Annotated in this window: 22 protein-coding genes, 2 tRNA genes and 1 other RNA gene; 10 read left to right on the top strand and 15 right to left on the bottom strand. The window is 18.6% G+C overall.

The window, feature by feature from the left end; translation table 11 throughout:
* Nucleotides 1-133 precede the first annotated feature (133 nt).
* The 3 genes from hisF to smrB form a co-directional block, all read right to left on the bottom strand.
* Nucleotides 134-910 (bottom strand): imidazole glycerol phosphate synthase subunit HisF, encoded by a 777-nt coding sequence (gene hisF, locus AB4W45_RS00380; RefSeq protein WP_367671331.1) that lies wholly within the window; start codon nucleotides 908-910, stop codon nucleotides 134-136.
* Nucleotides 911-1,464: 554 nt separating this feature from the next.
* A complete protein-coding gene (hisH, locus tag AB4W45_RS00375; protein WP_367671330.1) occupies nucleotides 1,465-2,058 on the bottom strand; it encodes an imidazole glycerol phosphate synthase subunit HisH in 594 nt (197 codons plus the stop codon).
* 577 nt (nucleotides 2,059-2,635) lie between these two features.
* Nucleotides 2,636-3,160: an endonuclease SmrB gene (smrB, locus tag AB4W45_RS00370; protein WP_367671329.1), complete on the bottom strand. Its 525-nt coding sequence runs from the start codon at nucleotides 3,158-3,160 to the stop codon at nucleotides 2,636-2,638.
* A gap of 252 nt (nucleotides 3,161-3,412) precedes the next feature.
* On the opposite strand from smrB, the gene aroC reads away from it, so the two are divergent.
* Together aroC and dapA are read left to right on the top strand one after the other, a co-directional pair.
* Nucleotides 3,413-4,477 carry a chorismate synthase gene (gene aroC, locus AB4W45_RS00365; protein WP_367671328.1) on the top strand — a complete coding sequence of 355 codons (1,065 nt, stop codon included), beginning with the start codon at nucleotides 3,413-3,415 and terminating at the stop codon, nucleotides 4,475-4,477.
* Between the two features lie 254 nt (nucleotides 4,478-4,731).
* Nucleotides 4,732-5,646 (top strand): 4-hydroxy-tetrahydrodipicolinate synthase, encoded by a 915-nt coding sequence (gene dapA, locus AB4W45_RS00360; protein ID WP_367671327.1) that lies wholly within the window; start codon nucleotides 4,732-4,734, stop codon nucleotides 5,644-5,646.
* 133 nt (nucleotides 5,647-5,779) lie between these two features.
* On the opposite strand, the gene dapE is transcribed toward dapA, so the two are convergent.
* The 4 genes from dapE to AB4W45_RS00340 form a co-directional block, all read right to left on the bottom strand.
* Nucleotides 5,780-6,910 (bottom strand): succinyl-diaminopimelate desuccinylase, encoded by a 1,131-nt coding sequence (gene dapE, locus AB4W45_RS00355; RefSeq protein ID WP_367671325.1) that lies wholly within the window; start codon nucleotides 6,908-6,910, stop codon nucleotides 5,780-5,782.
* Nucleotides 6,911-7,044: 134 nt separating this feature from the next.
* A complete protein-coding gene (tkt, locus tag AB4W45_RS00350) occupies nucleotides 7,045-9,042 on the bottom strand; it encodes a transketolase (RefSeq protein ID WP_367671324.1) in 1,998 nt (665 codons plus the stop codon).
* A 53-nt stretch (nucleotides 9,043-9,095) separates the two neighbouring features.
* A complete protein-coding gene (gene tal, locus AB4W45_RS00345) occupies nucleotides 9,096-10,052 on the bottom strand; it encodes a transaldolase (protein WP_367671322.1) in 957 nt (318 codons plus the stop codon).
* An 82-nt stretch (nucleotides 10,053-10,134) separates the two neighbouring features.
* On the bottom strand, nucleotides 10,135-11,373 hold the full coding sequence (locus tag AB4W45_RS00340) for a beta-ketoacyl synthase N-terminal-like domain-containing protein (RefSeq protein WP_367671321.1): 1,239 nt from the start codon (nucleotides 11,371-11,373) through the stop codon (nucleotides 10,135-10,137).
* A 93-nt stretch (nucleotides 11,374-11,466) separates the two neighbouring features.
* On the opposite strand from AB4W45_RS00340, the gene rsmI reads away from it, so the two are divergent.
* Together rsmI and rnpB are read left to right on the top strand one after the other, a co-directional pair.
* Complete coding sequence (gene rsmI, locus AB4W45_RS00335; RefSeq protein ID WP_367671320.1) at nucleotides 11,467-12,321, top strand: 16S rRNA (cytidine(1402)-2'-O)-methyltransferase; 855 nt, start codon at nucleotides 11,467-11,469, stop codon at nucleotides 12,319-12,321.
* Nucleotides 12,322-12,343: 22 nt separating this feature from the next.
* Nucleotides 12,344-12,711: RNase P RNA component class A (gene rnpB, locus AB4W45_RS00330), an RNA gene on the top strand.
* Nucleotides 12,712-12,778: 67 nt separating this feature from the next.
* Here the strand turns inward: rnpB and pmbA are convergent.
* Nucleotides 12,779-14,128, bottom strand: coding sequence for a metalloprotease PmbA (gene pmbA, locus AB4W45_RS00325; RefSeq protein ID WP_367671319.1), 1,350 nt, complete (start codon nucleotides 14,126-14,128; stop codon nucleotides 12,779-12,781).
* A 181-nt stretch (nucleotides 14,129-14,309) separates the two neighbouring features.
* Between pmbA and ppa the strand changes: the two genes are divergently transcribed.
* From ppa to rpmG, 3 genes are all read left to right on the top strand, one after another.
* Nucleotides 14,310-14,849: an inorganic diphosphatase gene (ppa, locus tag AB4W45_RS00320; RefSeq protein WP_367671317.1), complete on the top strand. Its 540-nt coding sequence runs from the start codon at nucleotides 14,310-14,312 to the stop codon at nucleotides 14,847-14,849.
* 114 nt (nucleotides 14,850-14,963) lie between these two features.
* The gene (gene rpmB, locus AB4W45_RS00315) at nucleotides 14,964-15,194 is read left to right on the top strand and encodes a 50S ribosomal protein L28 (protein ID WP_367671315.1); all 231 of its coding nucleotides are present in this window, start codon (nucleotides 14,964-14,966) and stop codon (nucleotides 15,192-15,194) included.
* A gap of 9 nt (nucleotides 15,195-15,203) precedes the next feature.
* On the top strand, nucleotides 15,204-15,371 hold the full coding sequence (gene rpmG, locus AB4W45_RS00310) for a 50S ribosomal protein L33 (protein ID WP_367671313.1): 168 nt from the start codon (nucleotides 15,204-15,206) through the stop codon (nucleotides 15,369-15,371).
* Nucleotides 15,372-15,466: 95 nt separating this feature from the next.
* Here the strand turns inward: rpmG and AB4W45_RS00305 are convergent, their stop codons facing one another.
* The 5 genes from AB4W45_RS00305 to fliF form a co-directional block, all read right to left on the bottom strand.
* On the bottom strand, nucleotides 15,467-16,243 hold the full coding sequence (locus AB4W45_RS00305) for a flagellar biosynthetic protein FliR (RefSeq protein WP_367671312.1): 777 nt from the start codon (nucleotides 16,241-16,243) through the stop codon (nucleotides 15,467-15,469).
* A 10-nt stretch (nucleotides 16,244-16,253) separates the two neighbouring features.
* A complete protein-coding gene (gene fliQ / locus AB4W45_RS00300) occupies nucleotides 16,254-16,529 on the bottom strand; it encodes a flagellar biosynthesis protein FliQ (protein ID WP_367671311.1) in 276 nt (91 codons plus the stop codon).
* Nucleotides 16,530-16,592: 63 nt separating this feature from the next.
* Nucleotides 16,593-17,330 (bottom strand): flagellar type III secretion system pore protein FliP, encoded by a 738-nt coding sequence (fliP, locus tag AB4W45_RS00295; RefSeq protein WP_367671310.1) that lies wholly within the window; start codon nucleotides 17,328-17,330, stop codon nucleotides 16,593-16,595.
* 61 nt (nucleotides 17,331-17,391) lie between these two features.
* The gene (locus AB4W45_RS00290) at nucleotides 17,392-17,691 is read right to left on the bottom strand and encodes a flagellar biosynthetic protein FliO (protein ID WP_367671308.1); all 300 of its coding nucleotides are present in this window, start codon (nucleotides 17,689-17,691) and stop codon (nucleotides 17,392-17,394) included.
* Between the two features lie 239 nt (nucleotides 17,692-17,930).
* Nucleotides 17,931-19,598, bottom strand: coding sequence for a flagellar basal-body MS-ring/collar protein FliF (gene fliF / locus AB4W45_RS00285; RefSeq protein WP_367671307.1), 1,668 nt, complete (start codon nucleotides 19,596-19,598; stop codon nucleotides 17,931-17,933).
* A 162-nt stretch (nucleotides 19,599-19,760) separates the two neighbouring features.
* On the opposite strand from fliF, the gene AB4W45_RS00280 reads away from it, so the two are divergent.
* Nucleotides 19,761-20,069: a flagellar hook-basal body complex protein FliE gene (locus AB4W45_RS00280; protein ID WP_367671306.1), complete on the top strand. Its 309-nt coding sequence runs from the start codon at nucleotides 19,761-19,763 to the stop codon at nucleotides 20,067-20,069.
* A 110-nt stretch (nucleotides 20,070-20,179) separates the two neighbouring features.
* On the opposite strand, the gene gltX is transcribed toward AB4W45_RS00280, so the two are convergent.
* Nucleotides 20,180-21,592 (bottom strand): glutamate--tRNA ligase, encoded by a 1,413-nt coding sequence (gene gltX, locus AB4W45_RS00275; protein ID WP_367671304.1) that lies wholly within the window; start codon nucleotides 21,590-21,592, stop codon nucleotides 20,180-20,182.
* Between the two features lie 158 nt (nucleotides 21,593-21,750).
* Here gltX and AB4W45_RS00270 point away from each other — a divergent pair.
* Together AB4W45_RS00270 and AB4W45_RS00265 are read left to right on the top strand one after the other, a co-directional pair.
* Nucleotides 21,751-21,823 (top strand) — tRNA-Val (locus AB4W45_RS00270).
* 11 nt (nucleotides 21,824-21,834) lie between these two features.
* Nucleotides 21,835-21,907 (top strand) — tRNA-Lys (locus tag AB4W45_RS00265).
* 14 nt (nucleotides 21,908-21,921) lie between these two features.
* On the opposite strand, the gene ligA is transcribed toward AB4W45_RS00265, so the two are convergent.
* Nucleotides 21,922-23,937, bottom strand: a complete 2,016-nt coding sequence (gene ligA, locus AB4W45_RS00260; protein WP_367671302.1) for an NAD-dependent DNA ligase LigA — start codon at nucleotides 23,935-23,937, stop codon at nucleotides 21,922-21,924.
* Between the last annotated feature and the right edge of the window lie 253 nt (nucleotides 23,938-24,190).

Here is a 24,190-nt window from a genome sequence, read left to right as displayed (position 1 = left end):
TATTTATTTTAAAATTTAAAAAAAAATATTTTATAAAAAATATATAAAGAATGTTTTATAAAATATATAAAAAACATAAAAAATTTAAATATTTTTTTATAATATTAAAAATTTATAAACAATCTTATAATTTCTACCTTCGAACATCTATATTTTTTATGAATAAAAAATCTTTTAAATTTTTAATACTCACAATATTTTCATGAAAAATAGAAGAAATTATCACTCCATCTATATCAGAAAATCTAAAAACATCATAAAAATTATTAATACTATTTGGGTTTCCAAACGTTATTAATGGAATTTTACAAATTTTTCTAATACTTCTTAATTGTTTAATATCATATTCATTATTTAATTTATTATTTTTATTAATAGAATTTAAAATAATCTCTCCTGCTCCTAATTTTTGAATATATTCTATCCATTTATAAGTTTCGATATTTTTTTTTTTAAAAAAATTTTTATTTTTATTATATTGATATATAAAATATTTTTTTTTTTTTATACTGTAATAAGAATTAATACTAACTACTACAGATTGAATACCAAATTTATCTGCAATATCACTAATTAAATAAGGATTTTCTATCGAATTAAAATTAATAGATATTTTATGTGCTCCATTATTTAATACATCCTTTACTTCTTTAAAATTTTTTATTCTTCCTGAAAAGCATAAAGGAATATTAATTATTTCAGAAATTCTAGAAATCCAATATGTATTAATATTTTTTTTTTGAATTAAAGACAAATAATCATAAAAAAATAATTCATCAGAGCCATCTTGAATATATTTTTTAACTAAAGATAATATATTTCCAACTATTTTATAATCTTCGAATGTTATTCCATTAATTACAAAACCATTTTTTACATCTAAACACGTAATTATTCTTTTTGATAACATTTAAAAACCTTTAATATAATAAATACATTTTTTATAATATTTTTTTTAAAATAATTTTATATTTCTTTCATAATATTATATGTAATAAATTTATTTGTTTAAAAAAAATTTTATATTTTTATATACTATTAAAAATATTTTTTAATTTTATTTATAAAATAATGTTTTTTTTAAAATTTTATATGTATTATTTTATTTTTTATTAAAAATTAATAAAATTATATTTAATAAATATCTAAAATATATTTTTTAAAAATTTTTATAAAATATAATGTTATTTTATATAATAAATATAATTAGTATATAAAACATTTTTTTAAAAAAAATAAAATATAATTTTATATTTTTTATTATAAATTAATATCATATTTTTTAAAATTAATTATAAAAATTTATGTATTTTTTATTAAAAAATTTTTAAAAATTTTTTATAAAAATTTAAAAATAAAATTAAAAATTTTAAATAATTTCTTTATATTATTAAATTTTTTTATTTTTTTATGTTTTTTATTCATTTCAAAAATTTTAATTTTTTAAAAAATAAATAAGTAATATTATATTTCTAAAAAATTTTTTAATACTATCATTCCAGAATTTCCAGATAGCTCCGGATGAAATTGTACACCAAAAAAATTTTTTTTCTGAACTGCTGAACTAAAAAAAGATTCATAACATGTTTTAGCAATTGTTACTGAACTTATTAAAGCAATATAACTATGAATAAAATAAAACCAATCTCCATTATTAATATTTTTAAATAAAAGATTTTTTTGTTTGAAATATACTTTATTCCATCCAGTATGAAAAATAGGAAACTTTTTTGCTTTAATCTTATATAAATATTCCTTATGAAAAATGTCTAACATTGAAATATTTTTATTTTCTTCTCTAGAATTAAAAAATACATGCATTCCTGAACAAATTCCTAAAATTGGTTTTTTATAATTTTTTATTATTTTAACTAAATTCATTTTATATAAATATTTCATAACTGAATATGAATTCCCAAAAGCAGGAAAAATTAATTTTGTAGAATTTTTTATTATATTTTTATCAAAACTTACAATAGGATTATATCCTAATCTTTTTACAGAAAAATAAATAGATGATAAATTAAAAAAACCAGAATCTATAATTACCACACTCATTTAAAAATACCTTTTATATTAAATATATAAAATTTTTATAAATATATTATTTTTATTTTTTAAATATAAATAATAAAAAAATTATTTAATTTTTTAAAAAAAATTATATTTTATAATAAATTAATGTAATTTTTTTTAACAATTTATTTTAAATTTTAAAAATATGCCAAATTAATTTTCTATCTATAAAAATATAAAAAATACTATATAAATTATTTTATTTTTTATAAAAAATTTATAAAAAAATAATAAAAAATATATTATTTAAAAAATAAATATAAAAATAATTTTTTTATTTTTTTATTATATATTTTAAAAAATAATTATTTTTAAGAAAATTATACCCTTCAAAAAATATATTTTTTAAATTATTACTTTAAAAGTAAATATATGAAAAATTTTAAAAAAAAATTAAAAATAATATATTATATATACTTTAATTTAAATATTTAAAATATATTTCCTTTAAAATTATAAGATTTATAATTTTAAAAAACTTAAATAAATAAATTTACATTAAAAATATTGAAAATTTAATAAAAATTTAAAAAATTTATATTACTTTAATTAAAATATTTTAAAAATCTATTAATACTAAAATAGAAGCATTATCTCCAAAAGATTTAGGAGATCTATTAAAAGCAACAACATTTGGATGTCTTGATAACCATACTGGAATTTGTTGTCTTAATATATTTTTTCCATACCCATGCATAATATTTAAACAATTAATTTTTTTTTTTATACAAAAATACATTAATTTTCCTAACTCTATTTTAGTTTGATATTGAGTAAAACCATGAACATCTAAAAAAACTTTAGGACTATAATATCCTTTTTTTAATTTTTTTAATCTATTAATTTCACTATCATATCTAATATAATATAATGAATTATTATTAAATTGAGATTTTATATTAGAATATGAAAAATAATAACTATGTAAATTTTCTTGATATATTTTTTTTTTATTACAAGAAAAAAAATATGAGTTATTATTCTTCATATGATAAACAGTATCTTGAACAATTTTTTTTGTTCCATTTAACCATTTTTTAAAAATTAATTTGTTTTTTTCATTTATTTTTTTTTTTATATTCATTATTTATTACCAAAAATAAAATTAATTTATATAATTGAAAAAAATCTTAAAAAATTATTAATTTTATTAAAAATTTAAAAAATTTTTTAAAAATTAACTTTTTATAATTAAATAAAAAAAATTTTTAATTTTTTTTTAAAATAATTAATAATTTTTTAAATTTTTAAAAATTATTTTATATAATATTAACGTATAGAATATATATTTTCAAATTTTCTTAAAAATATAAAAATATATAAAAGGAGAAATATAATGTCAGGAAATTCAATAGGAAAAATCTTTACAGTAACAACATTTGGTGAATCTCACGGAAGTTTTATAGGATGTATTATAGATGGAACGCCTCCTGGATTAAAGATTCATACATCAGATATACAAAAAGAATTAGATAGAAGAAGACCTGGAAAATCTAAATATACAACACAACGTCGAGAACTTGATAAAGTTAAAATTCTTTCTGGAGTATTTAAAAATAAAACCACTGGAACAAGTATTGGGTTAATCATAAAAAATACAGATCAAAGATCAGAAGATTATAAAAATATTAAAAATATATTTAGACCAGGTCATGCAGACTATACTTACCAAAAAAAATATGGGATTAGAGATTATAGAGGAGGCGGAAGAGCATCTGCACGAGAAACAGCTATGAGAGTTGCTGCAGGAGCAATAGCTAAGAAATATTTAAAAGAAAATTATGGTATCCTTATACAAGGATATCTCTCTCAAATTGGAAATATCAAATGTAAATTAAAATCTTTTAAAGAAATAGAAAAAAATGATTTTTTTTGTCCAGATCCAAAAAAAATTAAAAAAATAGATAAATTAATTAGACAAATAAAAAAAAATGGAGATTCTATAGGAGCAGAAGTTACAACAATAATAAAAAATGTTCCAATAGGATTAGGAGAACCTGTATTTGATAAATTAGATGCAGAAATAGCACATGCCATAATGGGTATAAATGCAGTTAAAGGAGTAGAAATAGGAGATGGATTTTCTGTTGTTAAAAAACTTGGAAGCAAACATAGAGATGAAATGCATCCAAAAGGTTATTTAAGCAATAGAGATGGAGGAATTATTGGAGGAATAAGTAATGGACAAAATATAATAATTAAAAGTGCTTTTAAACCTACTTCAAGTATACGAATACCAGCTCAAGGAATAAATAAAAAAAATGAACCTGTTACAATAATTACTAAAGGAAGACATGATCCATGCGTAGGTCTAAGAGCTATCCCAATTACTGAATCTATGATTGCGATAGTAATAATGGATCATATTCTTAGATTTAAAGCTCAATGTTTAAAAAAATAAATATTTTTATAAATTATCTCTAAAATCTAAAGATTTTTATAAAATATTTCATACAATCTTTATTATATAAAATTTCATACAAAAAATTTTAAAAATAAAAAAAAATACAATAATTTTTTAATGAAATTAATAATTAATAGTAAAATTATATTCTTTATAAAATAAAAAATTTTTTTATTAAATTACAAATATTTTTTATAAATTTTCTATATTAAAATATACATCAAAAAAACTTATTATGGAAAAATAAAAAAATGTTTAAAGGAAATATGGTTGCCTTAATTACTCCTATGGATGAAACAGGAAAAATTTGCTTAGATAGCTTAAAAAACCTTATTAATTATCATATTAATAATAAAACAAAAGCTATTGTTTCTGTTGGAACTACTGGAGAATCTTCTACATTAACAAAAAAAGAACACGTAAAACTTGTTTTATTAACTGTTAAAATTTCAAAAAAAAGAATACCAATTATCGCTGGAACTGGAGCAAATTCCACAGAAGAAGCAATTTTATTAACAAAAAAATTTGAAAAAAGTGGAGTTTCCGCATGTTTAAGCGTTACTCCATACTATAACAAACCTTCACAAGAAGGATTATATCAACACTTTAAAAAAATTTCTAAAAGTACTTCTTTACCTCAAATTCTATATAATGTTCCTTCTAGAACAGGATGTGATTTACTTCCAAAAACTATTTATAGATTGTCTAAATTTAAAAACATTATTGGAATAAAAGAAGCAAGTGGAGACTTATCTCGAGTAAATAAAATTAGAAATTTAGTTAAAAAAAAATTTTTTATAATTAGCGGAGATGATTCAACAGCATTAGATTTTATGCAATTAGGAGGAGATGGAATTATCTCAGTAACTTCAAATATAGCCGCAAAAGAAATATCTAAAATATGTGCATTTGTATCTAAAAAAAAATTCTCAAAAGCAAGAAAAATAAATAAAAAATTAATAAAACTTCATAATATTTTATTTTTAGAATCTAATCCAATTCCTATTAAATGGGCGGCAAAAAAAATAGGCCTAATAAAATTTAATACATTAAGACTTCCTATGACTCAACCATCTCAAAAATTAAAAAAAATTATAAAAAATGAATTAAATAAAAAAAATATAGAAATAACAAAAAAAAATATAAAAAAATATAATTTATTTTAAAAATTTAATTATTTTAATTATTTATATACTAAAAAAATAAAAAAAAATATTGAAATATATTTCGAAAGAAATATATTTCAATTAAAAAAATATAAAAGATAATTTATGTGTAAAAAATTAATTATATAACATATTAAATAAAAATATTTTTTAAAATATCTTTATATATTTTTGCTAATATATATAAATCTTTTATTTTTGCACACTCATTAACTTTATGAATAGTTTTATTTATTAATCCTAATTCTATAATTTCTGAATTAATGCAAGAAAAAAATCGACCATCAGAAGTTCCTCCAGAAGTAGATAAAGTTGGAATAAATTTTTGAATATTAAAAATAGAATTTTTAACTGTATTTAATAATAATCCCGATTGAGTAATAAATGGATATCCTGAAAAAATCCAATTAATGTTATATTTTAAATTATTTTTCAACAAAAGTTTTTCAATTTTAAATACTATTTCTTCTTTAGTAATTTCAGTATTATATCTAATATTTAATCCAATATGAATTGAATTTGGAATAATATTAGTAATATTTTTTTGTCCTGAAGATAAATTAAAAATTTGCAAATTACTTGATTGAAAATGTCTATTTCCAGAATCTAATTCAAGTGAAATCAATTTTTTAAGAAAATAAATAGACTTATGTATAGGATTATCTGCTAAATTAGGATAAGCAATATGTCCTTGAGTGCCATAAATAATTAATTCAGCACTTAACGAACCTCTTCTTCCATTTTTTATTACATCTCCTAAAAAAATATCACTAGTAGGTTCTCCAACTAAACAATACTCAATATTTTCTTTTCTTTTTTTTAAAATTTTTATAACTTTTTTAATACCATCATTTCCAGAAGATTCTTCATCAGAAGTTATTAAAAAAGAAATTCGTCCTTTATGAAATGGATTTTTTTTAATAAAATATTCAGTAGCAACAATCATTGAAGATAAAGATCCTTTCATATCTGATATACCTCTTCCAAACAAAAAATTATTTATAATTTTTGGTTTAAAAGGATCAGTATTCCATTCATTTAAATCTCCTGGAGGAACAACATCTGTATGACCAAGAAAAGTCAAAGTTTTTCCTGTTCCTCTATAAGCCCATAAATTATTTGTTTGATTAATATTAATTTCTTCAACTGAAAAACCAATTTTTTTTAATCTTTTTGAAATAATTTTTTGACATCCTAAATCTAATGGACTTATTGACGGAATTTTAATTAATTGTTGACTTAATAAAACAATATCTTCTAACATGTATTTCCTTTTTTATAAATTTTAAAAAATATCTAATTATTAAAAATTTATCCATTAAATATAAAATTTTTTTATTTATTATATAAAAAAATTAAAAAAAATTTTAAAAAATTAAAAAAAAATTAAGAAAATTTTTAATTATTTATTAATCTAATTGATTTTTTTACAATATTTTTTACTGTAAAACCAAACTTTTTAAATAAATCATCTGAAGGAGCTGATTCACCAAAAGTCTTCATTCCTATAATTTTACCATTTAAACCAGAATATTTATACCAATAATCTTTCATACTTGCTTCTACTATTAATCGATTTTTAATTTTAGGAGGTAATACAAAATTCTTATAATCTAAATCCTGACTATCAAAAACATCTGTAGAAGGCATAGAAACTACCCGAATAGAATAACCTAATTTTTTTAATTCTTTATAAGCTAATAAAACTAATTTTAACTCTGATCCAGTAGATATAAGAATAATATTTAATTTTTTTTCACTATCTCTAAGTATATAACCTCCTTTATTAATATTTTTAATTTGATCATTTGTTCGATTAATAAAACTTAAATTTTGTCGAGATAAAACAAGAGCCGTAGGACCATTTTTTCTTTCTATAGAAAATTTCCAAGATATTGCAGTTTCTAATGTATCAGCAGGTCTCCATACACTCATATTTGGGGTTAAACGCAAACTTGATAATTGTTCAATAGGTTGATGAGTAGGCCCATCTTCTCCTAAACCAATTGAATCATGTGTATATATTAAAATTTGTCTAGTTTTCATTAATGCTGCCATTCTAACTGCATTACGAGCATATTCTGAAAAAATAAGAAAAGTAGAAGTATATGGAATAAAACCACCATATTGAGAAATTCCATTAGCAATAGACGTCATCCCAAATTCTCTTACACCATAATTAATATAATTTCCTAAAACATATTTATTAATAGATTTTGAACCTGACCATTTTGTTAAATTACTTGGTGAAAGATCTGCCGAGCCACCTATTAATTCTAATACAACAGGACCAAAATACTCAATAATATTTTTAGAAGCTTGTCTTGTGGAAATAGATTGTTTAGATTTATTTAAAATTTTTATTAAATTTTTATTAATATCTATCCAATTTTCTGGTAATTTATTTTGCATTCGACGTATATATTCAGATGCTAATTTTGGATATTTTTTTTGATATTTTTTAAAAATATTATTCCAAGAATCTTCTAATAATTTTCCTTTTTTTGTAGCATCCCATTCTGAATAAATAAAATCTGGAATTTCAAATGGAGGATATTTCCAATTTAATTTCTTTTTAGATAAAATAACTTCTTTTTCTCCTAAAGGAGCTCCATGAGCTGAAGATGTACCAGATTTATTAGGAGATCCAAAACCAATTATTGTATTAAAAATTATTATTACTGGTTTTTTTTTAATTTTTTTAGCTTGTTTTATAGCATTAAAAATAGATTCTGAATCATGACCATTAATATTATCGATTACATGCCAATGATACGATTCAAATCTTTTCTTTACATCTTCAGAAAACCAATTATCTGTATTTCCATCTATAGAAATATTATTTTTATCATATAATAAAATTAATTTTTCTAAACATAAAGTCCCTGCTAAAGAACAAACTTCATGAGAAACTCCTTCCATTAAACATCCATCTCCAGCAAATACCCATGTATAATGATCTACAATTTTGTATTTATCTCTATTAAAATATAATCCTAATGTTCTCTCTGCTATTGCCATACCTACAGCAATTGATATTCCTTGCCCTAATGGACCAGTAGTTGTTTCAACACCTGGTGTATATCCAATTTCTGGATGCCCTGGAGTTTTTGAATTTAATTGTCTAAAATTTTTTAAATCTGAAATATTTAAATTATACCCAGTCAAATGTAATAAACTATATAAAAGTATTGAACTATGACCATTAGATAAAATAAATCTATCTCGATTATGCCATAACGGATTTTTTGGATTATGATTCAAAAAAAAACGCCATAAAATTTCTGCAATATCTGCCATTCCCATAGGAGCTCCTGGATGACCAGAATTTGCTAACTGTACAGAATCTATACTAATAGCACGAATAGCATTAGCTAAATATTTTTTTGAAAACATTTTATTTCCTAATTTTTAGATAAAAATTTTTTATTTAAAAAAAATAAAAAATATTACATGTTTTTTTTAATAATTTTTTCAAGAGTATTTTGATCTAAACTGAACTGTTTAATTCCTTCAGATAATTTTTCAACAGCCATCAAATCTTTATTATGAAGAAATTTAAATTCAGATTTAGATAATTTTTCATCAGGTTTTTTAAAAGTAACTTTTGGTAAAAATAATTCTTTATTTAAAATTTCATCACTAGATTTTAAATCTTCTAATAATTCAGGAGAAATAGTTAAACAATCACAACCTGATAAAGCTAATATTTGTTCTTTATTTCGAAAACTAGCACCCATAATTATAGTTTTATATAAATATTTTTTATAATATTCATATATATTTTTAACAGATCTTACACCTTTATCTTGTAAAACATGATATTTAGAAGTAGGATAATTTAATTTATACCAATCATATATTCTTCCTACAAAAGGAGAAATTAAAAAAACATTAGATTCAGCACACGCACGTGCTTGAGCAAAAGAAAATAAAAGAGTTAAATTACAATGAATATTATTTTTTTCTAAATATTCTGCTGCCTTTATTCCTTCCCATGTAGCAGCTAATTTAATTAATACTCTATTACGATTAATTCCATGATCATTTTCATACATAGAAATAATCTTTTTAGCTTTTAATATACTTTTTTCTATATTAAAAGATAGACGCGCATCAACTTCACTTGAAACTACTCCTGGAATTTTATTTAAAATTTCAGAACCTAAACTCACAATAATTTTATCAACAGCTCGAGTAATTTTTTTTTTATTATTTCCTCCTTTTTTTTTAGAATATTCAATCGAATTCTTAATTAAATAAAAATATTCTTTCATCTTTATTGCTTTTAATATTAAAGAAGGATTCGTAGTTGCATCAAAAGGTTTATATTTTTTAATATGAGAAATATCTCCACTATCTATAACAACTTTTGTATATTTTTTTAATTGTTCTAATTGATTCATAAAAAAAATTACCTTTTTTTTATTTAAAAAATTTATAATATATTTAAATTATTTTTAAAAAAACTAAACATATAAAAACAAATTAATAAAAAAACTTTTTAAAAATTAATACTGTATTCACTCCTCCAAAACCAAAACTATTAGACATTACTGTATTTAAAAAAATTTCTTTAAAAGAAGTAATAATTTTTATATTCTTTACCTTTGGATCCATTATTTCTATATTAATACTTGGAGCAATAAAATTGTTTTCTAACATTAATAATAAAAAAATTGCTTCATGAACACCTGAAGCACCTAATGAATGCCCAGTCATAGATTTAGTCGAAGAAATTAAAGGAAAATGTTTTTTTTTAAAAACTTTTTTTATTGCATTTAATTCTTTAATATCTCCAATTTTAGTTGAAGTAGCGTGAACATTAATACAATCAATATTCGTTGGAATATTTTTCACTGCAGATTTCATACATCTATACATTCCTTTTTCAGAAGGAATAAACATACTAAAACCATCAGAATTAGAATTATACGATATAATTTCTCCATATATATGAGCTTTTCTAAATAATGCTGAATCTAATTCTTCTAATACTAACACACCGCTTCCTTCTGAAAGAACAAAACCATCACGATTTAAATCATATGGACGAGAAGATTTTTCTGGAGTAGAATTATATTTTTTAGATAATGCTTTAATTATATCAAAATAAAAAGCAGTATTTGTTGTTAAAGAATCAGATCCTCCAGAAAAAACTATTTTTTGTTGTCCTGACTTAATTAATTCATAAGAATGACCTATACAATTTGATGAAGTAGCGCATGCTGAACTAATAGAATAACTAATACCATTAATATTAAAAATAGTAGATAAACAAGCAGAAATACTAGAATTCATAACTTGAAATACAGTATATATATTAACACTCTTATAATTTTTATAAAAATTATTATTTTTTTTATTTACAATATTTAAATCTCTTAAATTATTTCTTGAAGAACAAAAACCTGTTCCTAAAATTAATCCTACATCTTTATTACTTTTATAATGATAATCTTTTAAACATGAATCAGAAATTGCTTCTTTCATAGCTAAATAAGCATAAAGTGTTTCTAAATTCATATATTTAAAAAATTTTTTTTTAAAAAATTTTTTATAATTAAAATTAATTTTTCCCCAAACATTACTTTTCATTCCGCATTTTTTCATTTTTTCAGAAAAAATAATTCCAGATTTTCCTTTTTTTAAAGATTTTAAAACCTCTGTTTTATTTTGTCCAATACTAGATAAAATTCCAATTCCAGTAATAACAACTCTTTTCATATTTTCCTTGAAATTTCAATAAAAATAAATAATATGTTTTAAATATGATATAATTTTTTCTTCGAAAAATTTTTTACGATATTAACAATTATAATGAAAAAAAAATACGGTAATCTTTTTATAGTAGCAACACCAATAGGAAATATGGATGATATTACATATCGCGCTCTTAATACACTAAAAAAAATAGATTACATAGCTGCAGAAAATTATAAACATACATTAAAATTACTTAATAAATATAATATTAACAAATCTATAACTTCTTTTCATCAACATAACGAATTAAAAAATACAAAAAAAATTATCAAAAAACTAAAAAAAGGAAAAAATATCGCATTAGTATCAGATGCTGGAACTCCTACAATAAATGATCCAGGATTTTATTTAATTAGAGAATGCCATCTAAATAAAATAAAAGTAATTCCTTTACCTGGAGCTTGTGCAGCAATTTCAGCTTTAAGCGCATCTGGAATTCCATCAAATAAATTTTGTTTTGAAGGATTTCTTCCATCAAAAAAAATTAAAAGATGTAAAACTTTAAAAAAATTAAAATTTGAAAAACGAACAATAATTTTTTATGAAACTTCTCATAGAATACAAAAAAGTCTAAAAAATATTCTAAAAGAATTTGGACCAAATAGAAAAATAACAATAGCTAGAGAAATCACAAAATATTGGGAATCAATAAAATATAATACAGTCTATAATTTTTTTAATAAATATAAAAATAATTCATTAATTTGTAAAGGAGAAATAGTTTTAATAATTTCAGGTTATAAGAAAAATAAAAAAAGTATACCAATAAAAATAAAAAAAACATTGTCTATATTAAAATCTATATTATCTTTAAAAAAAACAGCTCTAATAACATCTAAAATACATAATATTAAAAAAAATATTTTATATAAATACTTGATTAAAAAAAAAAATAATGATAAAATTTAAAAATTATTTAAAAAATTTTTATAAAGTTGACCAGACAATCGCTTTTTAAAATATTATAAAAAGAGGAAAGTCCGGGCTCCATAAGGACAAAGTACCAGATAACATCTGGGAGATGTGAATCTACGAATAGTGCCACAGAAAATAACCGCCTTTTTTAAAAAATCTGCTTTTTTTAAAAGGTAAGGGTGAAAAGGTGTGGTAAAAGCACACCGTATATTCTGGTAACAGTATATAGTCAAGGTAAACTCTACTTGGAGCAAGGCCAAATATAGGTAAATATAGTATTAGTCCGTACTCAAACCTGGGTAGGCTGCTTGAACTAAAAAGCGATTTTTAGTCTAGATAAATGATTGTTAAATACAGAATCCGGCTTATAGGTCAACTTCATTAAAATAAAAATTCATATAAAAAATAACTTAATTTATTTTAAAAAATAAAAAAATATATAATATAAAAATTATTTACCAGAAACATTCATTTCTGAAATAAAAATTGATCCACATTGAATATTATTTTTATAATTATAATCATTACTCATATAAAGAATATTTTTAAATATATTTTTTAAATTTCCAGATAAAGTAATTTCACTTACTGAATGTTTAAAACAATTATTTTTTATAAAATATCCTGAAGCGCCTTTTGAGTAATCTCCATTTACAATATTAACACCATCACCCATTAATTCTGTTATAACCAATCCAGTATTCATATTTTTTAATAATTTATTAAATGAAATATTATCTTTTTGAATAAAAATCCAATTATAGATTCCTCCAGAATGTCCAGTATTTTTTAATCCTAATTTTTTTGATGTATAAGAATTTAACAACCAAGTTTTTAAAAATCCATTTTTTATAATAAAACACGGAGAAGTTAAAGTTCCTTCATCATCAAATGGAGCAGATCCAATACCTTCTATAACATGAGGATTATCTAAAATATTTAACCATTTTGGAAAAATTAATTTTTCTAAACTATTTAATAAAAAAGTAGATTTTTTACAAACCGAATATCCATTTATAGCTTGTGATAAATATTTAAAAATGCTATAAGAAACTCTTGAAGACAAAATAACTGGGCATTTTTGAGTAACTATTTTTTTTGCATTTAATCTTAATAACACACGTTTTGAACATTTTTTTCCAACAATTTCTGGAGATTCTAAATTATCTATTTTTCTAGATTCAGAATAATAATAATCTCTTTCAATATTATTAGAATTTTTATTTTTTGCTAATACACATGTAGATAATAAATATCTACTTGATTTATACGATTCCAACACTCCTTTTGTATTTCCAAAAGAAATAATACTATTATTAATACTAAAACATCCACCTTCACTATTAATAATTCTTGGATCATAATTTAAAGCAAATTTTTCTGCTAAATATGCTAATTTAATACTTTTTTTTAAATTAAATGAAATAGGATGAAATAAATCTAAATCTAGAATCTTATTCTTTGACAAATTAAAATTCTGTAATCCAGAATATTTATCTACAGATGTATATTTTGAAATATTTATAGCAGAAAAAATTGCTTTTTTTATAGAACTCATACTAAAATCTGTAGATATTGAAGTTCCTCTTTTATTATTAGAATAAACAGAAACAAAAAACTCAAAATCATTATGAAACTCTATATATTCTGTTTTACCATTCCTAACAATTATTTCTATATTATTTGTTTTTTCAACACGTATATAAGCTTCATCTATAATTTTTTTAATTATATTAAGTGATTTTAAAATAATATTTTTAATACTATTTTCTTGTTTTAAAAAATTCTTTATTTCATTCATTTTTACCTCTTTTTAAAAAAATTAAATTATTATTTTTTTTTAATTAAAAATTTAAATTTGAAAGTTAAAAAATATTGTTTAACAAAATTTTTACTGAAATTAAAAAATTTTGTTATAATTACACTATCTTATTATAATTATTATAAAATTTTAATAATTAAATCAATAAAAAATTATAAAAATGAACATAAAAAAAATAATATCTGAAAAAAAATATCTATTTAATATAAACGTTATTATTGAAATATCAGCACATTCTACGCCTGTAAAATATGAAATTGATAAAAAAAATAAATTCTTACGCGTAGATAGAATTATTCCAACATCTATGTTTTATCCATGCAACTATGGTTTTATTAATAAAACAAAATCTTTAGATAAAGATCCTTTAGATGCTTTAGTTATAAGTCCATATCCTTTAATTCCATATTCTATTATTCGATGTAAACCAATTGGAATGTTAAACATGGAAGATGAATCAGGAATAGATTATAAAATACTATGCGTTCCTATTACAAAAGTTTGTACAGAATATTCTAATATTAATAATATTAGTGATATATCTCTAGAACTATTAAAAAAAATTTCACATTTTTTTAAATATTATAAAAAATTAGAAAAAGATAAATGGACAAAAATTTTAGGATGGAAAAATTCAAAACATGCAAAAAAAGAAATTCAATTATCTATACAAAGATATAAAAAATTTAAAAAAAAATAATTATTTTTTTTATAAATATGTATTTTATGTAAAAACTATTTAAAAATATAAAAAATATAAATTTTTTATTACTCTTATTAATAAATATAAAAAATATATTTATAAGGATTTAATATGTCTGGAATATGCAATATCACAAAAAAAAAAACAATCTTCGGAAATAAAAGATCTCATGCTTTAAATGCAACTAAAAGAAAATTTAAAATAAACTTAAAAAATCATAAATTTTGGATAAAAAGTAAAAAAAAATTTATAAAATTAAAATTATCTACAAAAGCTATGAGAATAATAAATAAAAAAAGTATAGAAACAGTATTAAAAAAAACAAAAATTAATAATAAATAGGAAAAAAAAATGGCTAAAAGTTCTAGAGAACAAATTAAATTAATATCTTCTTTAAAAACAGGTCATTATTATACAACTAGTAAAAATAAAAGAAACACAACTACAAAATTAGAATTAAAAAAATATGATCCAATAGCAAGAAAAAGAGCTATTTACAAAGAATATAAAATAAAATAACAAATATTTAAAAATATTATATTTATTAAAATATTTTTTAAAATTAAATAGTATAAAAATACTTTAATATTTCTATACTATTTAATATAAAAAAATTAAATTTTAAAAAAAATATTTAATAAATTTAAATAAATTTCAGATAAATAATTATTTAGAAAAAAGAAAATAAAAAATAAAAAATAAAAAAAAGACATAATTCCACAAAAATTTATTATAGAAAATCCAATAGAAAAAATAGACAATTGAGGAATAAATTTGTTTAAAAACAATAAAGATATATTCAAAAAAAATAAAAAAATTATAATAGGAAAAATAACATGAATTCCATTTATTAAAATTAAACTAAAAAATTGCACAATATAAAAAAAAATATGAAAATCAAAAACACAAAAATCAATTGGAAAAATATAAAAACTCTGAACAATAGTAAAAATAATCCATAAATGACCATCTAAAGATAAAAACAAAAGAAAAATAATAGAATTTAAAAAAACAGACATTATAGAAGATCTTGATAACATATTTTCATCAAAAAAATTTGAAAAAGATAAACCTGTTTGAAAACTAAAAATTTCTCCAGAAATATTTGTAATAAATAAAACTAAATTTATAGAAAAACCTATCAAAATTCCTATTAAAATCTGTTTTAATAAAATTATTATGCTATCTAAAGACAAAAAATGAAAACTTAATAAAGAAAAATATGGAAAAATTATTAAACTTATCATTAAAGATAAAAAAATTTTTATCTGAATACTAAAATAATTACTATTAAAAATAGGAGCTGTATAAAATAAAAAAAAAATTCTTACTGAAGGGTATAAAATATTATTAAAAATTAAAAAAATATCTTGAACATTAAAATTTGTCATATTAATTATTTTAATTTAAAAAAGAAATTAATGGTATTTTCAAAAATAATTGATTTATATATTGAACTATTAATTCTAACATCCAAGAACCTAAAATAAAAAGAACTAAAAAAATAGAAATTATCTTAGGTATAAAAGATAAAGTTTGTTCATTTATTTGAGTCACTGCTTGAAAAATACTAACTATTAAACCACTAAATAAAATAGATAAAAGTATAGGAGAAGATAAAAATAATAAAATTTTACCTGCATCAAAAAAAATTATTTTTAAATATTCAGAAATCATTAATTTAATAACCTTAAATTATAGTTTTTTAAAAAAACTACATTTTTTAAAAAACTATTATTTTTAAATATAAAAACTATTTGATAAAGAACTAATTAATAATTTCCATCCATCTGCTAAAACAAAAATTATTAATTTTAAAGGTAAAGAAATTATAGATGGAGGAACCATCATCATTCCCAAAGACATTAAAATACTAGAAATTAATAAATCAATAATTACAAAAGGAACAAAAATAACAAACCCAATTTTAAAAGATGTAGTTAATTCACTTGTAATAAAAGAAGGAATTAAAACACTTGTTGGAACATTATCTTTATTATTTAAATATTTAACATGTGCTAATTTAGAAAAAAATAATAAATCTTTATTTCGAGTTTGATGAAGCATAAAATCTCTAAAAGGATCTAAACTTTTTTTAAATGCTGTTTCTACATTAATTTTATTTTCATTAAACGGAACATAAGCATTCTTATAAATTTTATGAAAAGAAGGCTGCATTATAAAAAAAGTTAAAAATAAAGACAATCCAAGTAAGATTTGATTTGAAGGAATATAAGGAGTACCAAGAGCATTTCTTAAAAAACTAAAAACAATAATAATTCTTGTAAAACAAGTCATCATTAATATAACAGCTGGAATAAAAGCTAAAAACGTTATAAAAAATAATATTTGTATAGAAGAAGACCATTCAATGGTATTATTTGTACTTAATAAAAAATCATTTAATGTATCAATATTATTTGCATAAGAATCACAAGAAAAAAATAATAAAAAAATTAAAAAAAAATGATATATCATTATATTATTCCAATAAATTTAAATTAATTTAAAAAAAAATAAAAAAATCTAATTTTATTATTTATTTTTTATTAATTTTATTCTTTATTTTAGAAAAAGTATATAAATTTACTATTTTTCTTGGAGTTACACCTAAAATTAATCTTACATTTTTTACATCTATAACAATTATTTTTTTATTAGATTCAAGATAAGTTGTAGAAAGTATTTTAACAAAAGAATTATTTTGATTTTTTTTTAAATAAAAATATCTATTAATGAAAAAAATTGCAAACAAAGTAATAATAATATAAAAGCAACAATCTATACTTATAAAATCAAAAAAAGAAAGATTATCAACTTGAAAAACTGGAGTTTTCATATATTTTTTTTTATTTTTATTAAAATTTAAATTAAATTAGAAAAAATTAATTATATTATTAATTTTATTTTTTCTAACTTTACATGTTTATAAATTAATATATTTTTATATATATAAAAAATGTTTATTTTATATAAAATATAACATATTTTTTTAAAAATTTATACTAAACAAAAAAATTTTTAATTAAAATAAATTTTTATATTTTCATAAAAAATTTACATAATATAAAAAAATTATTATTTATCATTTTTCAGATTATTTTTTGTATTTTTTAATTGATCTTTAAAAAATATAGACTCATTTTTAGATATTTGTCTTTCATAAGCATCATTATTATTTTTTTTAATATTTTTTTTAATTAATTGTTTTTGTTCATTTTTTTCAAGATATTGATTTAGCACTGATAATATACTTAAACTATTATTTTGAAATTTTTTTGTTAATTTTTTAAATGAATAAAAAGAAGTTATAAAAAATATAGAAAAGAAAAATAATAAAAACCAAGGAGCTAAAAAAAGCATTCTATTTATTGTTTCTTTTTTTTTTATTGGAATATATTTAACTATAGGTGGTTCTATATCCATAAATTTAACATTAAAAACATTAACCGAACTTCTTCTTAATTCAGAAAAATTAATAACTTCATTTGTTAATTTTTTAACATATGAAATTTCATTAGAATTTAATGGAAAATATTCTCCCTTTGAATTTTTTTTATAATTTATTATAATTGAAACAGATAAATTTTTTATATCTTTAAAATTCAATTTGTTATTATAAAAATCAGGATAAAATTTATCATAAACATTTTTATTTATTTTAAATTTTTTATCTTTATAAGATAATATATTATTTTTAATAATATTTTTTTTTTTTAATATAAAATTAATTTTATTATTATAAAATTTATTATTTAATAAATTTTTTGAATTTTTATTATAAAAAACATTACCAACATTTTTTTCTGGAAAATTTTTAAATAAATTTATTAAATTCTTATTTTTAATTTTCGAATTAAAATTTAAAGATGTATTTTTTATTTTTGTATTTGGATTATATAATACATGTGATTTTTTTTTTGAATTCGAATTAAATTGAGCTGTTACTTGAACAATAACATTATTAATTCCAAAAATAGGAGATAAAACATCCTCTATTTTTTTTTTATATCTATATTCAATATTATTAATATAATTTAAATTATTTAATTGAATTTGATTTTTAAAATTTTGAGTGGATCCACTTAATAACTCTCCAAATTGATTAATTATCGTAATATTTTTTTTTGGTAAATTTGAAACACTAGTTGATAAAAGACTGATAATAGAATTATAAATTTCAAAATTTAACGAATTATTTGAATTAACATTTAAAAAAACTGATGCAGATGTGTAATTTTTTTCATTTAAAAAAAAAGAATCATTTGGAAAAGCAATATGAACTCTAGCGCTATTTATAAAATTTAATTTTTCTATAGTTCGAGATAATTCTCCTTCTAATGCTCTCTGATAATTTATTTTTTCATTAAAAGAACTTATTCCAAATTTTTCTTCATCTAATAACTCAAATCCTGGAAGAGAATTTTTGAAATTAATATTATAATTATTTGATTTCAATAAACATTTATCATCTTTTTTATCTACAATAAATTTTTTATTCTTAAAATTTCTATATAATTCTTTTGAACTAGTTATTTTTTTAAAATTTATATTATTATATACAGGTAAAATTTTACAAAAATTTTTATAATTTGGATAATATAACCACATTAATAAAGAAGAAAAAATAATAAATAATAAAAATAAAAATAAAATAAAAAATTTTTTATTTTTTGTAAACATAAAAAAAATTTTATTTAATATTTTTTTTTTTATATGTAAATCATTTTTTTTACAGAAATTCATAATTTTTTAATAACCTAAATTTTATTTAAAAAAATATTTTTATTAATTAAATATTTATATAATTTTTATAATAAAATAAAATAAAAAAATATTTTTTGAAAAATATTAAATTATGATATTATAAAAAATAATTAAAATATAATTTTTATTCAAGAGAAAAAAATGCTTATAAATAAATATCATTACTTATCTTATATAAAAAATATTTATAAAAAAATAAATTTTAATAAAAAAAATAACAATATAAATAATCAATTTTCTCAATATATGAAAAAATCTTTACAAAAAACAAATAATATAAAAAATAAAAAAATTAATTTTAACAATAAAATAAATTTAAACTCTTCTAATAATTTTGTAAATAAAATACTCTTTAATTTAAAAAAATCTAAAATTTCCATAGACGTAGCAATACAAATAAGAAACCAAATACTTTTTTCATATCATGAAATAATGAATATACAAACATAAAAAATTAAAATTAATATTTTAAATATTATTATAATTAATATTTTATAATAAATAACAATAATTTACAAAAATTTTTATATTAAAAATTTTAAATAAAATTTATTAATAAATTAAATAAAAATTATCTTAAGATATTTTATAAAATTTTTTAATCTTTTTAAAGATTCTTTTTTCCCTATAAAAAATAAAATTTTATTAATTCCTAAAGAATGTATTTTTCCGATTAAAGAAATCCTAATAGGAATAATAACATCTTTTAACGCAACTTTAAGAGATAAAGATAAAGACTTAATAGATTTTAAAATATTAATTTCATTCCAATCTATTAATTTTAAAAAAATATTATATAATTTTTCTAATATATAAATACTTTTTTTATTTAAATAAATTTTTATTTGTTCTTTATTAAATTTAATATTTTTTTTTACATAAAAAAATTTTATAGAATTAAACAATTCTAAAACAGTCGAACAATGCGGAGAAAAAGTTTTCAAAATTTTATTTAATTTAGTATTAATTTCAAAATCTATTTTATTTTTATAAAAAAAAGGAAAAATAATTTTTTTAATTTTTTTTTCACTTTTTAAATTCATATAATATTTATTTAACCAAAGCAATTTTTTTTTATCAAAAATACTAGGAGATTTAGTAATTGAATTAAAATTAAATAAATTAATCATTTCTTTTACACTAAAAATTTCTTTATTTTTATGTGACCATCCTAAACGAACGATATAGTTTAAAATAGCTTCTGGAAAATAACCAAATTTTTTATATTCTAAAACTTTAGCAGAATCACTTCTTTTCGAAAGAACTTTTCTATTACTATCTACAATCATAGATAAATGTGCATAAGATGGAATTTTAGATCCTAAAGAATTTAAAATATTTATTTGACGCGGAGTATTATTAATATGATCTTCTCCTCTTATGACATGTGTAATATTTGATTCCATATCATCAATAACTACACAAAAATTATAAGTTGGTATTCCATTTTCTCTTTGTATAATTAAATCATCTAATTCATTATTATTAAATGTAATTTTTCCTCGAATAGAATCATTAAAAAAAACTTTTCCATATTCTGGATTTTTAAATCTTACAACATACTTATTCAAACTAGTAAAATTCTTATTTAAATTTCTGCAAGTTCCATCATATCTTGGTTTCTCTCCTTTAAGAATTTGATGTTCTTTTATTAAATTTAATTTAGTTTTTCCACAATAACATTTATATGCTATTTTTTTTTTTAACATCATTAAAATAATATTTTTATAATGTTCAATTCTTGTGCTTTGAAAATAAGGACCTTCATCCCAATTCAATTTTAACCATTTTAAAGTTTTTATAATTTTTTTAGAAAAAATATTTTTTGAACGAAACATATCCGTATCTTCTATTCTTAAAACAAATATCCCATTATTTTTTCTTGCATATAACCAAGAATACAAAGCCGTTCTAATATTCCCAAAATGTAATTCCCCAGTAGGACTTGGAGCAAATCGAGTTTTTATAACCATAATTTCTCTTATTAGTAAAATTTATTTTATTTTTTTATAAAAATATTATATAATAAAATAAAAATTTTTAAAATTAAAAAAAAAATGAAATAAAATTTATTTTTTTATAAAAAATAAAATAATAAATATTAAAAATTTAATTTTAAAAAATAAAATTAGGGTGATTAGCTCAGTTGGTAGAGCGCCTCTCTTACACGGAGGATGTCGGCGGTTCGAATCCGTCATTACCCAAAATAAATAATGGGTCGTTAGCTCAGTTGGTAGAGCAGTTGACTTTTAATCAATTGGTCGCAGGTTCAAATCCTGCACGACCCACATAAAAAATTTTATTATTTTTTTGATATTTTTTTTAAAAAATTTATTTCATCTATTATTTTAATATTATATTTTATAGCTTTTATTAACTTTATTCCAGGATTTTTTCCTTTAATAACTAAATTTATATTTTTAGAAAAATGATTTTTTACATTTGCTCCTAATTTTTCTAATTTTTTAATTGCTGAAATCCTAGAAAATTTTTTTAATTCCCCGGTAATTAAAACATTTTTATTAAAAAATAAAGAATTAATATTTTTTATTGTTTTATTTTTAATAATATTTATTTTTAATTTGTTAACTAAATAATTAATTGTTTTTATATTTTTATAATTCATAAGAAAATTATATACATTTTTTGCTATAATTTTTCCTATTCCTGATACTTTATAAAAATCTTTTTTTTCAGATTTCATTAATTTTTTTAAAGATCGAAAATGTTTTGACAAATTTAATGAATTTACTTTACCTATTCCTTTAATTCCAAAAGAAAAAATAAATTTATCTAAACTAATTTTTTTAAATTTTTTTAAAGAAAAAATAATATTGTTAGAAGTTTTTTTTCCAACATTATTTAAACTTTTTAATTTTTTTTTATTTAATTTAAAAAAATCAATTGGATTTCTAAAATTATTTTTTTCAACTAATTGAGAAATTACTTTAGGACCTAAATCTTGTATTTCAAAAGATTTTTTAGAAAAAAAATGTATTAAACGTTTTTTTATTTGTTCTATACAAAATATACGATTAATACAATAATAACTTTTTTTATCTTTAGAAATTTGTAAATATGAAAAACAAGATGGGCATTTTTTTACAAATCTTACTTTTTTTAAAAAAAGTTTAGAATTAGTAATTTCTTTTCTAACAATTTTTGGTATAACATCTCCAGCTCTAGAAACAAATATAGTATCTCCTATATTTAATTTTAACTTTTTTAATTCATTTTTATTATATAAAGTAGCTTTCTTAATAATTATTCCAGATATAATTATAGGATTAAAATAAGCAACAGGAGTAATTATACCTGTTCTTCCAACTTGAAATAAAACTTTTAATAAAGTAGTTTTTTTTTCTTGAGAAGGAAATTTAAAAGCAATAGCCCATTTAGGAGATCGTGAAACAAATCCAATTTTATTTCTCAATTTTAAAGAATCTACTTTTACAACAATTCCATCAATATCAAATTTTAATTTTGAACGTTTCTTTTGTATATCTAAATAAAAATTTATAATTTTATCAATAGAAGAAGATAAAATAAAATTTTTACTAATCTTAAAACCCCAAATTTTAATTTTTTTAAGAATATTATAATAACTATCTATATTTTTAAAATAATCAAATAACTCAAATCCATGACACACAAAAAATAACTTTCTTTTAGAAAATGGATTAAAATTTTTTGTACGCAAAGTTCCTGATGCTAAATTTCTAGCACTAGAAAATTTTTTATAATTTAATTTTATATTTTTTTTATTTAAAGAAGAAAAATCTTTTTTTAGCATAAAAACTTCTCCTCGAATTTCCATTATTTTTGGAAACTTTTTTCCTTTTAAAAAATAAGGAATAGATCGTACAGAAAAAATATTTTTAGTAACGTCCTCACCAATTAATCCATCTCCTCTAGTAAATGCTTTTTGAAAAATACCATTTTTATAAATTAAATTTATAGCAATACCATCAAATTTCAATTCACAAAAAAAATTTATTTTACTATATTTTTTTTTATATTTTAATATTTTATAAATAAATTTCATAAAATCATTTTTATTAAAAACATTATTTAAAGATAACATAGGAGTTAAATGATTTTTTAAAATAGATTTATTAAATATCTTAGAACCTACAAATTGAGTAGGAGAATAAATATTACTTTTTTTTAAATACTTATTCTCAAGAAATCTTAATTTATTAAACAAATAATCATATCTATTATCAGAAATAATAGGATCGTCTAAAACAAAATATAAATAATTATGGTAAATAATAAGATTTTGCAAATTTTTAATTTTTTTTTTTACTTGACTCATATATATAACTTATTTTTTAAATAATATTTATTGTATAACATTTCTTTTTAAAAATTAATTAAAGAATAAAAAATTATTAAAATTAAAAAATTTAAAAAAAAATTTATATTAATTATATATTAAATTTAAAAAATTATACAAAAAACAACTATAAAATATTTCTTTTTAAATAAATACGGAAATTTTTTAAGTTTTTTTGTAAGAGTATAATTATTAATGTTAATATAAAAATTATTGACTTTACAAAAAAATT

The sequence above is a fragment of the Buchnera aphidicola (Periphyllus testudinaceus) genome (assembly GCF_964059035.1).
Taxonomy (GTDB): Bacteria; Pseudomonadota; Gammaproteobacteria; order Enterobacterales; family Enterobacteriaceae; genus Buchnera_J; species Buchnera_J aphidicola_BN.
Note: the sequence above shows the minus strand (reverse complement) of the source record. Positions and strands in the feature narration are given on the sequence as shown.